Source organism: Mucilaginibacter limnophilus (genome assembly GCF_004005815.1).
GTDB lineage: Bacteria > Bacteroidota > Bacteroidia > Sphingobacteriales > Sphingobacteriaceae > Mucilaginibacter > Mucilaginibacter limnophilus.
In genome coordinates this window covers 43350-58119 of sequence record NZ_SACK01000004.1, presented here as the reverse complement: position 1 = coordinate 58119, position 14770 = coordinate 43350, and the positions used below count along the sequence as shown (strand labels likewise).

19 protein-coding genes are annotated in these 14770 nt (G+C 41.3%); 12 read left to right on the top strand and 7 right to left on the bottom strand.

Annotation, left to right across the window (positions count from 1 at the left end; genetic code table 11):
- Positions 1–28: 28 nt before the first annotated feature.
- Both iscU and EOD41_RS11200 read right to left on the bottom strand, forming a co-directional pair.
- Positions 29–442, bottom strand: coding sequence for a Fe-S cluster assembly scaffold IscU (iscU, locus tag EOD41_RS11205; protein ID WP_127704906.1), 414 nt, complete (start codon positions 440–442; stop codon positions 29–31).
- Between the two features lie 72 nt (positions 443–514).
- Complete coding sequence (locus EOD41_RS11200; protein ID WP_127704905.1) at positions 515–1726, bottom strand: IscS subfamily cysteine desulfurase; 1212 nt, start codon at positions 1724–1726, stop codon at positions 515–517.
- Positions 1727–1953: 227 nt separating this feature from the next.
- On the opposite strand from EOD41_RS11200, the gene mce reads away from it, so the two are divergent.
- From mce to EOD41_RS11185, 3 genes are read left to right on the top strand one after another with little or no spacing between them, the layout of a single operon-like run.
- Positions 1954–2370, top strand: a complete 417-nt coding sequence (mce, locus tag EOD41_RS11195; protein ID WP_127704904.1) for a methylmalonyl-CoA epimerase — start codon at positions 1954–1956, stop codon at positions 2368–2370.
- A complete protein-coding gene (locus EOD41_RS11190; RefSeq protein ID WP_127704903.1) occupies positions 2360–3124 on the top strand; it encodes a DUF72 domain-containing protein in 765 nt (254 codons plus the stop codon). Before mce ends, EOD41_RS11190 begins: the two co-directional genes overlap by 11 nt.
- 19 nt (positions 3125–3143) lie before the next feature.
- Positions 3144–3413: a barstar family protein gene (locus EOD41_RS11185; protein ID WP_127704902.1), complete on the top strand. Its 270-nt coding sequence runs from the start codon at positions 3144–3146 to the stop codon at positions 3411–3413.
- Between the two features lie 431 nt (positions 3414–3844).
- On the opposite strand, the gene EOD41_RS11180 is transcribed toward EOD41_RS11185, so the two are convergent.
- Both EOD41_RS11180 and EOD41_RS11175 read right to left on the bottom strand, forming a co-directional pair.
- Positions 3845–4582, bottom strand: a complete 738-nt coding sequence (locus tag EOD41_RS11180; RefSeq protein WP_127704901.1) for a metallophosphoesterase family protein — start codon at positions 4580–4582, stop codon at positions 3845–3847.
- Positions 4582–5340, bottom strand: a complete 759-nt coding sequence (locus EOD41_RS11175) for a nucleotidyltransferase (RefSeq protein ID WP_127704900.1) — start codon at positions 5338–5340, stop codon at positions 4582–4584. The genes EOD41_RS11180 and EOD41_RS11175 overlap by 1 nt, the downstream gene beginning before the upstream one ends.
- Positions 5341–5557: 217 nt before the next feature.
- Here EOD41_RS11175 and EOD41_RS11170 point away from each other — a divergent pair, with 217 nt between their 5' ends.
- The 7 genes from EOD41_RS11170 (at position 5558) to EOD41_RS11140 (ending at position 10944) form a co-directional block, all read left to right on the top strand.
- Positions 5558–5806 (top strand): type B 50S ribosomal protein L31, encoded by a 249-nt coding sequence (locus EOD41_RS11170; protein ID WP_022834046.1) that lies wholly within the window; start codon positions 5558–5560, stop codon positions 5804–5806.
- Positions 5807–5872: 66 nt separating this feature from the next.
- Positions 5873–7057 (top strand): GlmU family protein, encoded by a 1185-nt coding sequence (locus EOD41_RS11165; protein ID WP_127704899.1) that lies wholly within the window; start codon positions 5873–5875, stop codon positions 7055–7057.
- Between the two features lie 54 nt (positions 7058–7111).
- Positions 7112–7873 (top strand): triose-phosphate isomerase, encoded by a 762-nt coding sequence (gene tpiA, locus EOD41_RS11160; RefSeq protein WP_127704898.1) that lies wholly within the window; start codon positions 7112–7114, stop codon positions 7871–7873.
- Positions 7874–7960: 87 nt separating this feature from the next.
- Entirely contained in the window at positions 7961–8251 is a 291-nt protein-coding gene (locus EOD41_RS11155; RefSeq protein WP_127704897.1) for a hypothetical protein, read from the top strand.
- A gap of 16 nt (positions 8252–8267) precedes the next feature.
- Entirely contained in the window at positions 8268–9110 is an 843-nt protein-coding gene (gene prmA / locus EOD41_RS11150) for a 50S ribosomal protein L11 methyltransferase (protein ID WP_127704896.1), read from the top strand.
- A gap of 56 nt (positions 9111–9166) precedes the next feature.
- Positions 9167–10525 (top strand): UDP-N-acetylmuramate--L-alanine ligase, encoded by a 1359-nt coding sequence (locus tag EOD41_RS11145; protein ID WP_127704895.1) that lies wholly within the window; start codon positions 9167–9169, stop codon positions 10523–10525.
- Between the two features lie 77 nt (positions 10526–10602).
- On the top strand, positions 10603–10944 hold the full coding sequence (locus tag EOD41_RS11140; protein ID WP_127704894.1) for a helix-turn-helix domain-containing protein: 342 nt from the start codon (positions 10603–10605) through the stop codon (positions 10942–10944).
- A 7-nt stretch (positions 10945–10951) separates the two neighbouring features.
- Here EOD41_RS11140 and EOD41_RS11135 read toward each other — a convergent pair whose 3' ends face one another.
- The 3 genes from EOD41_RS11135 to scpB all read right to left on the bottom strand — a co-directional run bounded on the left by EOD41_RS11135 (position 10952) and on the right by scpB (position 13021).
- Positions 10952–12085 carry a GNAT family N-acetyltransferase gene (locus tag EOD41_RS11135; RefSeq protein ID WP_127704893.1) on the bottom strand — a complete coding sequence of 378 codons (1134 nt, stop codon included), beginning with the start codon at positions 12083–12085 and terminating at the stop codon, positions 10952–10954.
- Positions 12086–12143: 58 nt separating this feature from the next.
- Positions 12144–12344 carry a hypothetical protein gene (locus EOD41_RS11130; RefSeq protein WP_127704892.1) on the bottom strand — a complete coding sequence of 67 codons (201 nt, stop codon included), beginning with the start codon at positions 12342–12344 and terminating at the stop codon, positions 12144–12146.
- A gap of 116 nt (positions 12345–12460) precedes the next feature.
- Positions 12461–13021, bottom strand: coding sequence for an SMC-Scp complex subunit ScpB (gene scpB / locus EOD41_RS11125; RefSeq protein WP_127704891.1), 561 nt, complete (start codon positions 13019–13021; stop codon positions 12461–12463).
- Positions 13022–13142: 121 nt separating this feature from the next.
- On the opposite strand from scpB, the gene EOD41_RS11120 reads away from it, so the two are divergent.
- A complete protein-coding gene (locus EOD41_RS11120) occupies positions 13143–13844 on the top strand; it encodes a ferritin-like domain-containing protein (protein WP_127704890.1) in 702 nt (233 codons plus the stop codon).
- Positions 13845–13862: 18 nt separating this feature from the next.
- Complete coding sequence (locus tag EOD41_RS11115; RefSeq protein ID WP_127704889.1) at positions 13863–14750, top strand: ferritin-like domain-containing protein; 888 nt, start codon at positions 13863–13865, stop codon at positions 14748–14750.
- Positions 14751–14770 lie beyond the last annotated feature (20 nt).

The following is a 14770-nucleotide window of genomic DNA, read 5'->3' as shown; positions in this document are numbered from 1 at the left end:
TCTTAATTCTTGGCTCTTGACTCTGCTCTTAATGGTGTGATTTTTCCAGCTCAATTGGCTCTAAACCGTTTTTTACACGGTAGTCGTTAATAGCCGCTTTAATAGCGTCTTCGGCCAGTACCGAGCAGTGGATTTTTACCGGCGGCAATGCCAGCTCTTCAACAATATCCATATTGTCTATAGCCATTGCATCGTCAATGGTTTTGCCTTTAAGCCACTCTGTAGCTAACGACGACGACGCGATAGCCGAGCCGCAGCCGAAGGTTTTAAATTTTGCGTCGGTGATAACATTGTTGTCATCAACTTCAATTTGCAAACGCATTACGTCGCCGCACTCAGGGGCACCTACAAGACCGGTACCTACTTTGTGGCTGCTTTTATCTAATGTACCCACGTTGCGCGGGTTGGTGTAATGATCAATTACTTTATCTGAATATGCCATTGTCTTATGTCTTTAAATTCTAATCTCTAAATACTAAATTCTATTTTGCTCCCGAAATTCGAAATTAAAATCTTAGTGTTCTGCCCACTCAATTGAGTTCAGGTCGATACCTTCTTTAAACATTTCCCATAGTGGTGAAAGCTCGCGAAGGTGGTTAACCGCTTTTTTAGTTACCTCGATAGCGTAATCAACTTCTTCTTCGGTAGTGAAGCGGCCTAAGCCAAAACGTATCGAAGAGTGTGCCAGATCGTCTGACAAACCTAAGCTTTTAAGAACGTATGACGGTTCTAACGAAGCCGAAGTACAGGCAGAGCCTGATGATACAGCAAGGTCTTTCATCGCCATCATCAAACCTTCACCCTCAACATATTTGAAAGAAATGTTTGCTACGTGCGGTAAGCGGTATTGTTTGTTACCGTTAACATAGCTTTCTTCAAGTTCGGTTAATGATGCTTCCAGTTTATCACGAAGTGATGACAGGCGCAATGCTTCAGATGCCATTTCTTCACGGGCTATTTCGCAAGCTTTACCTAAGCCAACAATGCCTGGTACATTCAATGTACCTGAACGCATACCGCGCTCGTGGCCACCACCGTCCATTTGTGCAGTAACCTTAACACGCGGACCTTTACGACGAACGTAAAGCGCGCCTACACCTTTAGGACCGTACATTTTATGTGCTGATAAAGCCAGCAGGTCAATACCGTCAGCATTAACATCAACCGGTATTTTACCAACCGCCTGGGTAGCGTCTGTCATGAACAGGGCGCCATATTTGTGTGCTATAGCAGCAATTTCTTTCACCGGCTGAATAACGCCAATCTCGTTGTTACCATACATGATAGATACCAGTATGGTTTCCTGGGTCATGTTTTGTTCAAGTAACTCAAGGTCAACCAGGCCATCTTCCTTAACAGGAAGGTAAGTAACGCGACCACCCATTTTTTCAACGTGTTTACATGCGTCTAAAACGGCTTTGTGCTCGGTTACAGCAGTTATAATATGATTTCCTTTGTCTTTATACATTTCAAACACACCCTTAATGGCAAGGTTGTCACTCTCGGTAGCGCCTGAAGTAAAGATGATTTCCTTTTCGGTTGCTCCAATTATTTTAGCCACTTGTTCGCGGGCATAGTCAACAGCTTCTTCAGCCACCCAGCCAAACGCGTGGTTACGGCTGGCAGCGTTACCAAATTTGTTGGTGAAGTAAGGCAGCATAGCCTCAAGCACCCGCGGATCCATTGGGGTAGTTGCGTTATTATCTAAATAAATAGGTAAGTCCATAGTGTGTGTTTATCAATACAAAGATATACAAATAAATTATTTAAAATTGTTCAAAAACTGTCATGATTTTGGTCACTTTTTAAAGAATTTTAGTTCGTAAGTCCGAAGGTCGTAAAGTCCGAAAGACGGAAACAGTATTACACGTTACATTCATAACACCAACTTTTCTAAAAACGGAACTCCCGGACTTTCTGACATATGCGGACTTTCGGACTATAAAAACAACCATGAACAAAATAGAACATATCGGCATTGCCGTAAGTAACCTTGAAGCAGCAAGCAGCATATACCAAAAGCTGCTTAATACTAACGTTTATAAGGTGGAACAGGTTGCCTCTGAGTTTGTAAAAACTGCTTTTTTACAGTCGGGGCCGAACAAGGTAGAACTGCTTGAGGGCACATCGCCTGATAGTGCCATAAGCAAGTTTATTGATAAGAAAGGAGAGGGAGTACATCACATAGCCTTTGAGGTAGATGACATTAAAGCCGAAATGGAACGGTTAAAAGGCGAGGGGTTTATCTTGCTGAACGATAAACCTAAGCCGGGTGCTGATAACAAACTGGTTTGTTTTTTGCATCCTAAAACCGCTAATGGTGTGCTGATAGAGTTATGCCAGGAGAGAGACAATAATTATGACCAATGACAATCCTTCATTTTACAGCGGCACAAGCGGACTGGCTTTGCCTGTGCCCAATAAACAATTCTATCCACCTCAATTTAAAGACAAAAGCAGGCTTGAGTACTACGCGTACTTGTTTAACAGTATAGAAATAAACAGTTCATTTTACAAAGTTCCGCAGGCGGCGACCATCAGAAAGTGGGCGGAAAGCGTATCTTCTAATTTCAAATTCACCTTCAAGCTGTGGAAAGAGATCACCCATGTCAAAGAACTAAACTTTCGCACAGAGGATATAGATCGGTTTATGCAGGTACTTGATGCAGCCGGCGATAAAAAGGGCTGTCTACTGATCCAATTCCCGCCAAAATTAGCTTATGATAGGCGGTTAAACGTGGAGACGCTTATACAAGCAGTGCACGAGGTTGATCCTGGAAATTCATGGAAAATAGCGGTTGAATTCAGGCACCGCAGCTGGTACAGGGATGAGACATACGAAATGCTGGAAAATTATAACTGCAGTATGGTACTGCATGATCTGCCTGCATCTGCCGCGCCAATGGTAGTAACTTCAAGCGATGTTATTTACCTGCGTTTCCATGGTCCTCAGGGTGGTTACAGGGGCAGCTATGCAGATGATTTCTTGGCAGAGTATGCAAGTTATATAACCGACTGGCTGGCCGAAGGTAAAACCGTTTATGCATATTTTAACAATACCATGGGCGATGCTGTGCACAATTTAGCTGCACTTAATAATTTCGTATTAAGTAATTTGGCGTAATCTTATATTTATCAGGGATATGGAAATATCAATTGACGGGAATAGTATTGCTAATGAAGCTGAATTTCACAAAATTTTAAAGCAAGAGTTGGAACTCCCGCATTATTATGGTGAAAATTTAGATGCGCTTTGGGATTGTTTAACAGGTTGGGTTGATTTGCCCTTAAAAGTTATTTGGCTTAATTATAAGATTGATCAAAAAAAGCTTGGAGACTTTTCAGTGAGAATTGAGAGCTTTTTTAATGATGTATGCATTAATATTAATGAATTCGAGATAGAATACAGATAAATTAAATTATGCAAAAAATACTGTTATTTATTTATTTATTTATTTATTTATTTATGTAGTATTATTAATCGCCTGTAATAATAACTCAAAACCAAAACAACAGATCACAATTAAACAATCAAAAAGAGACGTTGAATTAGCTTCGGTACACACCAACAAGCAATTAAATGCTAATGCCGAAATAAGTAAGAACCTGATAGGTATTTGGGCTGACGGTCCCGATCAAAATTCAGTATTTAAAATTGATGAGAATACATTTTACTATACTGATCATTTCACTAATTATCCTTACAAAGTAACCGGCGATTCTGTAAAGATCACTTATGAAGATACTGAAGACTCTTATCAAATAAGATTTAAAGGTCGCGATACGCTTATCATGAGTAGTAACCAATACGGTGAGACCACTTTTTTCAGGATGAAAAACTGATCTACACCTCCACCTCAAATAAAAAGAACGGCAGATCATATCCTACCTGCTTTAATATAGGCTTGGCTACATTATAAACCTTTATACCGTGTGTTTCGCCTTCAAGGGTGCCAATATGTGCGTGACCGTGAAATGCGGCCTTAACATTACGGCGTATCAGCGGCTCAGCCAGACGCGACGAGCCCAGAAATGGAAATATCTCCAAAGGTTCGCCAACAACGGTAGCCTTTAACGGTGAATAGTGCAAAACGGCAATTTTGGGAATGTCGCCATGCTCCTGGTCAATGCGGGCAAGGGCTCTGTCAAGATTAAGGGCTTCGTTAACCGCTTCTTGTACAAAGGCTTTCATGGCTTCCTCTCCAAACATGGATAGCAGGTGATTGTCAAAGCCGCCGCCAAAACCTTTCACCCCGGCAAAGCCGATACCATCAATCACTATGGCTTCACCATCAAGCATGTGCACACCGGCCTGCTGCATAACCTGGCGGATCAGTTTATGGCGGCCTTTTTCATAGTCGTGGTTACCTAATACGGCAACAACCGGTATCGAACAGGCTTTCAATTCATCAGCCAGAATATGTGCTTCGCTTTCATCGCCGGTATCGGTAAGGTCGCCGGTAATGATCAGTATATCCGCTTTACGGGAGAGTTCTTTAAAGCAGTCTACCCATTTACCTTTATCCGTATCTCGTATGTGTATGTCTCCAACAGCGGCTATAATTTTCTTAGATTCCATCATCAAACGGTTTTTATGGTTGAAACCTTATAGTTCCATTCTTTAATGTCAATACTATACTGTGTTTGGTCAATAACCGGGCCACGGCTTACTTTTTCAACAGCAGGCGGCAGGTCATATTGTTCATTCGCGCGGCGCATCAGCTCGTCAAAAAGCCATTTTGGTATAATGTCGTGGTAATCGGCCGGGTAAACAAACTGGAAGATAATCAGTTGCGCCAGCAGCAGGTGCCAGTGCTGGTCGAGCCGGTACAGTATGCGTTCCCAATTCAGGTTTTTGCCTTGTTTCAGTATAATATGATTCACATCGGCGCCATCAAAGCGTTCGCGGTTCTGTACATAAATTTTACACCATATCAATTCTTCGGCCGGCAGAAATTTCACATTAGCGCCTGCAAACTCCCCTTCGGTAGCATGTTCATACCACGAGTCGTCAACCGTGCAAATGTTGTTTACGGTATCAAAAATTATGTCGATAAAATAATCTCCTTTAAAGGCCTTTGCCAGCCAGCGCACGTCGGTAAGTTCAATGCGGTAGCCTTTTTCGGCGAAGCATTTTAATATTTTCGGATACTCGCTTGCCTTGCAAAAAACATCAAGGTCTTTGGTGTCACGGTAAATCCCGGTGTACTTAAACATGGCAAAGGCGCCGCCCAGCATAAAGCGGGTGTTAGTGGCATTTAATGTATCTAATGCCTCTTTGTAAAACGCGTAGGCTTCTTCCCGTTGTTCTTTTATATTTTCAGTGGTAGTATTGCTCATATGAAGATGTTGCGGTATAATATGTATGGGGCCGCAAGGGATATTAACTAACGGTTTATAATTTCTGTTTTTAAGGAAGTGATATTCCTTAACATTAAATTTGCTTTGGCTTTAATTTTCAGTGAAATAGTGTGGTAAACTTTTTTGCATTGCTGTTTTTACTTTCTAAAATAAACACTATATTTGCGCCTCTTTTATAAAGAAAGAAGCTAAAGCAATGAAAAAAGATCTGCATCCGTCAAATTATAGGTTAGTGGTTTTCAAGGATATGTCAAACGATTATTCTTTCATCACTAAATCATGCATCGATACCCGTGAAACTGTAAAATGGGAAGATGGTAACGAGTATCCACTGGTTAAATTAGAGATTTCGCATACTTCACACCCGTTTTATACCGGTAAGATGAAATTGGTTGATACCGCTGGTCGTATCGACAAATTCCGTAGCCGTTACGCTAAAAAGTAATTGCTTCAATCATAAAATATTTACAGGTCCCGGCTTTCCAGTCGGGACTTTTTTTATTTTTGCGCCATGGCGATCATACTGTTCGACGACAATGCCCGGCAAACCCTCTTGCCGCTTACTTACACCCGCCCGGTTGCCGATTTGCGCATAGGTATATTAACAATTGCCGAAAAATGGGCCAAATATTTAAACACTGATTTTTCATATCATACCAGCGAATACCTCCAGGCCAAGTTTCCTTTTATAGCTTCTGAAGAAAACCTGTTTATTAATGGATCAGTTTGCCCGGATGATGGTTTACATGAAGCTGTTGACAAACTGCAAACCGGCGAAGCTTTAAAGGCAGGCGACTTGCTGATTGCTATTAAAGTGAACAGAAGCGATATTGAAAGTTTCAGCGCTGATGCATCATTCAGCAGAGTGATTGATTATACCGACACGTTTGTTTCTGTTCATTATCCTGAGGATATATTCAAACTGAATGCTGTTGAGCTGAAAAAGGATTTTGCCTTACTTACCAAAGGCCGCACAAGTGCGTCAGTAAGCAATACCAATGTTATTATTGGTGAGGATTTTTTTGCTGAGGAAGGCGCTGTTGCCGAATGCTCAACATTTAATACTAAAAACGGCCCTATCTATCTTGCCGCTAATACCGAGGTTTGGGAAGGTACACACATCCGCGGCGGATTTGCCTTGTGTAATGATTCGCAGGTAAAAATGGGCGCTAAAATATATGGCGCTACCACCATAGGGCCGTTCAGCCGGGTAGGGGGCGAGATCAATAACGCGGTTATTTGGGGATATTCGTCAAAAGGCCACGAAGGTTACCTGGGTAACTCGGTACTGGGTGAGTGGTGCAATATAGGCGCCGATTCAAATAATTCGAACCTTAAAAATAATTATGCCGAAGTACGCCTGTGGGATTATCCTACACAGCGTTTCCGTAAAACAGGCTTACAGTTTTGCGGACTAATTATGGCCGATCATGCAAAGTGTGGCATTAATACCATGTTTAACACAGGTACCGTTGTTGGTGTAAGCGCTAATGTGTTTGGTTCAGGATATCCGCGTAACTTTATACCGGATTTTGCCTGGGGCGGCGCACATGGCTTTGAAACCTACGGATTAAAAAAAGTATTTGAAACCACCGAAAGGGTTTTTGAAAGACGCGAGCACCGTAGCTTTGGCAAGGCTGAACAAGACATACTCGAAAAAGTATTTGAACTTACAAAACCATACAGGAATTTTTAACTGCGGCTTAAGCTGCTCATCAATTAATATAAGTAAATCACAAACAATAGTATCATGAGAAAAAAAATTGTTGCCGGTAACTGGAAAATGAACCTTGACTATAACGAAGGCCTGAGCCTGTTTTCGGAAGTAATTAACATTATAAATGATGAAGTAACAGGCCAGCAGGAAGTTATTGTGTGCAGCCCATTTATCCATTTGCATAGCCTTACGCAATTGGCAAAAGGTTATAAAGTTGCGGTAGGCGCTCAAAACGCTCACCAGGCCGAAAGCGGTGCTTATACCGGTGAAATTTCGGCAAAACAGATCAAGTCAACAGGTGCCCAATATGTAATCCTTGGCCACTCAGAGCGTCGTCAGTACTTTGGCGAAACCAACGAGTTGTTAGCTAAAAAAGCTGACACCGTTTTGGCTAATGGCTTAACCCCTATATTTTGTATTGGTGAAACCCTGCAGGAGCGTGAAGCAGGTTCGCATTTCGGCATCATCAAATCACAGCTTGAAGAGGGCTTGTATCATTTAGATGAGGCTGCATTCAGCAAAATAGTTATTGCTTATGAGCCTGTTTGGGCTATTGGTACCGGTGTTACCGCTACATCAGAGCAGGCGCAGGAAATACACGCTTTCATACGTAGTGAAATTGCCGAAAAATACAGCCAGCAAGTTGCTGATAGCATCACCATCCTTTATGGGGGTAGCTGTAATCCTAAAAACGCGCCTGAGTTGTTTGCGCAAGCTGATATTGACGGCGGACTGATTGGCGGTGCATCGCTTAAATCAAGAGATTTTGCTGACATTGTAAAAGTTTTTAACTAAAGGCAACTTTTTTCATTGACGCTTCGTTTATATTGCATTAATATTTCGGTAACCTGCCGATTATAAACCAAGAAGAACTAAGCGTTAGTGAAGAATACTTTTTTATTATGGCTGCTGTTAACAGGAGGCTGTTTTCTGCTGGTCAATATTTTTTTTGATGATCTGTCTGATTTCGGGCAGGATATAGGTGTTGTGCTGATATGGCTGTTGCTGATGATAATGCTGATAGCATTTTTAGGTTACAGTCTTGTTAAAAAAGGTTATGGTAATTATTCCATTATCTGCATAATATTTCTATGTTTTTCATTTTATCATCTGAGTTTTAGCGACCTTGAAAACTTTTATGTCGTATTGATTGACGACCTGTTCTCAGTATAAGAAAACCAATTAAATAATGGATTATTACGAACTTCACTTCCGCTTACCGGATGCAGAAGATTACCAGCAAGACCTGCTTATAGATGAGCTGGCGGCTATTGGTTTTGATACCTTTGAAGAAAAAGCCGACGGCTTTACTGCATATATTCCCGTAAATCAGTTTAATAAAGTGCTGCTTGACGAGCAATTGCTACCCTATGCAGATATGTTTGCTTTTAACTACGACGTAAATATTATTCCGCAAAAAAACTGGAACCAGGAGTGGGAAAGCAATTTTGAGCCGATACAAATAAGCAACCAGATATATGTGCGTGCCACATTTCATCCGTCGCGTCCGGGCTTTCCGTATGAGATCATTATCGACCCTAAAATGGCATTTGGCACAGGGCATCATCAAACCACATCGATGATGCTTGAACTTATGCTTGAGAATGATTTTGAAGGGAAAAGTGTACTCGATATGGGCTGCGGTACCGGCATTTTAGCGATTATGGCAGCAAAGTTGGGCGCTCAAAAAGTTACGGCTATTGATTATGATGAGGTATGTTATGACAGCACTATAGAAAATGCTGCTTTAAACCGTGTTGCCAACATATTGCCTTTGTGTGGGTCGAAAGAAGTGATACCTGATACGCTTTTTGATATTATTTTGGCAAATATCAACCGTAATATACTTATCGATCAGATGGAGCGCTATGCGGAAGTTTTGAAGCAAGGTGGCGAAATATACTTCAGCGGCTTTTATGCTGAGCCTGATTTGGATATCATAAAAACTGAAGCGGCAAAATATGGGCTGAATTACAGCAATCATAAAACCAAACAGGATTGGGTTGCTGCTAAGTTTATAAAGGCTAATTAATTTAAACGGATATTTTTTACTTAATTTGTAAAGACAATCCCGGCAAGCACAAATACATGAGGGTTCATTTTATAGCTATAGGTGGCAGTGCTATGCACAATCTGGCCATCGCTTTACATAAAAAGGGGTTTAACGTTACCGGGTCAGACGATCATATCTTTGAACCGTCGGCGTCACGTTTAGCGAAATACGGCTTGCTACCACAGCAGGAAGGCTGGTATCCGGAAAAGATCACAGCCGATCTTGACGCGGTAATATTAGGCATGCACGCCCGTATTGATAATCCTGAACTTTTAAAAGCGCAGGATCTGGGTGTGAAAATATATTCATATCCCGATTATATATATGAGCAATCAAGAAATAAGCTGCGTGTAGTAATTGGGGGCAGCCATGGCAAAACCAGTATTACCTCAATGATACTGCATGTGCTGCAGCATAAAGGTAAGCAGTTTGATTATTTGGTAGGGGCACAGCTTGAAGGTTTTGAAACTATGGTGCAGCTTACCGATGCGCCGGTTATTGTAATTGAGGGTGATGAATATCTGGCTTCGCCGATAGATCTTCGACCCAAATTTCATATTTATAAAGCTGATATCGGCGTTATAAGTGGTATAGCGTGGGATCATATTAATGTTTTTCCAACGTTTGAAAGCTACGTTGAGCAGTTCAGGATATTTATAGAAACCATACAGCCTGGAGGTAAGCTTATTTATTGCAGTGCCGATGAGGAACTAAACAAGCTGGTTGCAGCTACAGAAACCAGTGTTGATAAGCTGCCATATTTATTGCCGCAATATGCAGTTGAGAACGGTATTACAAATATTATTTTTGATGATAATATTTATAAACTTAACGTTTTTGGCCAGCATAACCTGATGAATATTGAGGCAGCAAGGCTTGTTTGCGAACAGTTGGGTATTACAACCACTGATTTTTATAACGCGATCACATCTTTTAAAGGCGCCGCCCGCCGGCTTGAGTTGCTTGGTAAAAATGATACAGCAAGCATCTATAAAGATTTTGCGCATTCACCCTCAAAACTTAAAGCAACCATTGAGGCGGTGAAAAAACAATTTCCTGAAAGACAGTTGATTGGTTGTATAGAATTGCATACATTTAGCAGCCTGAACAAAGACTTTCTAAGTGAATACGCAGGTAGCATGCAACTGGCTGATGTGCCTGTAGTTTTTATTGACAAGAAAACTTTTGAGCAAAAAAGGCTGGAGCCTTACAGTGCCGAAGATGTGAAAGCTGCGTTTGCTGATAACAGGCTGATATTTTTTAGCGATCCGGCGGAACTGCTTAGATATCTCGAAAGCATTAAACTGGAAAACAGCAACTTGCTGATGATGAGCTCGGGTAACTTTGGTGGAATAGATTTAAACATGTTGAAAAATAAATTACTCTTTTTGTAAATAATATTTAGTACTTATAAAAGTAAAGTTGTAACTTTATTAACTATTGAGAAACCTACGTCCTTAATTAAATTAAAATGAAAACACTGGGAAAAAAAATCAGGTTGTTACGCCATCAAAAAGGCTGGAGCCAGGAAGATGTTGCAAAAAAGTTAGACATATCTATTCCCGCTTTTTCAAAGATCGAGACAGGTATTACAGATATTAACCTATCACGCCTTGAACAGATAGCTACTTTGTTTGAAATGTCGGTAGTGCAGCTGCTTACGTTCAACGATACTGAAGAAGAGCAAAAATTTGCTAACGAGCTTGAAACCATTCATAAAAGGTTAACCGAGCGCGAAACGGAAGTTATCGATCTGCAGAAAAAAGTTATCGAGCTTTTTGAAGAACTAAGGGTAAAAAAAGTTACCGCGTAATATCCGCTTAACTTCCTGATTTATCAAAAATATACCGCATAGTTAGGTGCCGCTTTCCAAAAGTGGCACCTACTGCTTGATGGATAGCCATCATTTTTTCGTTAAAGTCGCCTACCCATGATAGTTCAAGCTCTTCATATTGTTTTAGCGACAAAACGTATTCTTTCAATTTAATAATTATACCAGATTCAAGTCCGCGGTTTTGGAAGCGCTTTTTTGTGCCCATTACAATGGCCCGCATCCGGTTTACGCCTTTCCACTTGCGATACAAAAATGTTAGTTTCTCAATTATCCCCAACTTTCCGTTAAAGCCCTTTATAAGTTGGTTAGCATCAGGTACGATCACCATAAATGCGGCCGGTTCACCATTTACGTAAGCAAACCACACCAGCTTTTCATCCATAATAAGCTTCATTTTATTAAAGCTTTCCAGTACAGTTGAGTAGGTGAGCGGAGTAAAGTTTTCAAAATCTTGCCATGCGTCGTTATATATTTCAATAAAGTCGGCTGCAAACTGCTTAATTTGTGATGCGCGCAAGTGCCTGAACTCATTTGCCGGAGCGTTTATAACCCGTTGGGCAATCTTTGTAAATCTATCGGGGAAAGGCTTATTGGCATCTAAGTGATTAGTGATCTGCTCATACAATGTAGTAAAGCCATATCTCTCAAAAAAGCGCTTATAATACGGCGGATTATAATTCATACCATATGATGGCGGTGTAAATCCTTCAACCAGCAGCCCCCAAAAGCTGTCGTTTTCGCCAAAGTTTATAGGGCCATCCATAGCCTCCATGCCTTCGGCCTTCAGCCAGTTTTTTGCGGTATCAAACAACGTAAAGGCATACTCCTGGTTATCGATACACTCAAAAAAACCTACACCACCTGTATTCTGTTCGTAATTGTAAGCTTTTTGATAGTTTATAAAGGCGGCGATACGACCGGCGGGTTTTCCGTCATCATCAATAAGTATCCAGCGGATACATTTGCCATGTGTATGAAAGTTGTTTTTTTGCGGATCAAATACCGCTTCAATATCCTGGTTAAGTGGTGCTATCCAGTTATCATCATTTTGATAAACGCGGTGTGCAACCTTTAAAAATGCTTCGCGGGTAGCTTTGCTGTCAACTTGTTTAGTAGTCATTGTACAAAGCCAAATATAAAAAAAGCATCGGTTGGGTACCGATGCCTGTATGGCTTAATTAATATTTGTAATCGTCATCATCGTCGTCATAATCATCAAACGACTCATATCCATCCAAATCATCCAGTTGTTCTTCAAAGTCATCATCATCTTCAATGACCTTTTTTTGAGGTTTCGGACTATCGGCTAATCCCGGCTTCTTCGGGCCGGCGTTTTTTGGGTCGATCTTTTTGTTAGCTGGTTTTTTTGGCGCTCCCATATACTGCTATTATGGTAATACTGTTTATCAACTGTTTATTTGAATGTGTGCTGAAGGTCAGCTTCTGTTCAGTAAAAATAATTAAAATCCGTTTTTCTGTAAAGAAAACTAAAAATTTATTCGGCTATATTTCCTATGCTTGATGTGTCTGCCGCAAAATCTTTAATGTGAGGAAGTTCGGTAATAGAATTTATGCCGAAATAGTCCATAAACATAGGGCTGGTGCTGTATAAAATGGGTTTGCCAACTGCTTCAGACTTACCCGAAATAACAATCAGGTCTTTTTCTAAAAGCTTTTGAATCGAGTAATCGCAGTTAACGCCGCGTATCTGCTCAACATCGGTTTTTGTAACAGGCTGTTTATAGGCAATAATGGCCAGTGTTTCCATGGCAGCCTGGCTAAGCTTCTTTTTGGATCGTTGCGCCTGTAATAAGCTGATTACCGGATGAAAATCTTTTTTAGTTAGAAACTGGTAGCCGTTATTAACCCTTACCAGTTCGATGGCAAAATTATCACTGCTGTATTTTTCCTGGATGTTGGCAAGGTTTTTAGCCACTTCGTTTAACAGAAAGTCGCGCTCAAAAACGCTTTGAAGGCAGTAGGCTATTTCTTCCAACCGTATACTTTGTTCAGACGAAAATATCAGAGCCTCAATAAATAATTCCGCTTTATCCATTTAAAATCGCACTTTTTAGACTTTCAACCCCCAATAGTTGTAAGAAGTTTATGATAAAACAAAAACTGTATGGGTAAAAATACGGTATCTACCATTAAATAATAAACAATTATCAACAATCATGAAAACAGAAACACAAAACTTACAGCATGATGCAAAAATGGCAAGGCGGGCCTTTTTGCGTTATGCCGGCGCAGGTGTTGCGGTGGCAGGGCTTGCCACGGTACAATCCTGTAGTTCAAGAACCGAGTATGATAATGAAGATATGTCTGGCGGCGGCAGTTCAGACAAAACAGACGTAGGATCAGGCGATGTGGGCATATTGAATTTTGCTTATGCACTTGAACAGCTTGAAGCGGCTTTCTATGTGAAAGTTGCCGATTCGTGGTATAGCGGCATTACCGATATGGAAAAAATGTACCTGAGCGACATACGCGACCATGAGGTATCGCACCGCGAATTCTTTAAAAAAGCATTGGCAGGAAATGCCATAAAAGGATTAACTCCAAATTTCAGTAGTATAGATTTTAGCAGCCGTGCAAGTGTACTGGCTACAGCGAAGGCTTTTGAAGACCTTGGCGTAACCGCATATGATGGTGCGGGTTACATGCTGAAAAGCGCCGATTACCTCACAGTAGCCGGAAAGATCGCTTCGGTAGAAGCAAGGCATGCGGCAGTAATTGCCGAACTGCTTGAACCGGGCAGCTTTGTAACTAACGCACAGGTAAACGCAAGCGGATTGAACATTGTGCGTACGCCAAAAGAGGTGGTTAGCATCGCTAATGCGTTTTTAACAACCAAGATATCTGCTAAAAATTTGTAACCATTAATTTTTACTGAAATGAATTTATTCAACATAATTGAAGAAATAGAAAAGGTTGACCCGGAAATTGCTGACCGGATGAACCCACGCCGCTCGGCTATAAAAAACATAACCAGCTTTGGTTCAAAAGTAGCAGCAGCGGCATTACCTTTTGCCTTGGGCACCATGTTTAAAAAGGCCTACGCACAAACAGGCGGAACCGCTGCCGATGTGGCAAATGTTTTGAATTTTGCTCTTACGCTTGAATACCTGGAATCGTCTTTTTACAATATCGGGCTTGATAAAGGTGGTTTGATACCTACTGCCGATCGTAATAATTACATCAGCAAAATAAGCCGTGACGAAGATGCACACGTGTTGTTTTTGAAAAGTGTTATTAAGGATAGTTTGAAGCAACAGCCTGTCGACCGTGCGTCGCTGCAGTTTGATTTTACAGGTGGCAATGGCAGTAACGATGGTCCGTTTGCTACGGTGTTCAGCGATTATGCCACTTTTTTAAAGGTTGCAACTGCGTTTGAAGATACCGGTGTGCGTGCCTATAAAGGCCAGGCGCCGGCTTTGCTGGGTAATCAGGTTGTGCTAACTGCCGCGTTATCAATACATGCGGTTGAGGCACGTCACGCGGCAGCTTTACGTCATTTACTACATACTAAATTTAGCGCAGCGTTAAAGCCGTGGATTGAAAGCACCGCTACAGCGGGTAATGATACAGGTATTAGTCAGGTGAATGGTAACTACGATAAAGAGCAGAACGTTACCCATTTAGGTGTTGACGTTACTACCTTACCCGAAACAGGTAACAGTGCCGACGTTCGTTCGGCAACAGCAGCTTTCGATGAGCCGCTAACCCGTACTGAAGTAGAAGACCTGCTTATAGGATCATTTATTGTATCTAACGCTGATTAAGCAATAGCGTTACAATAGAA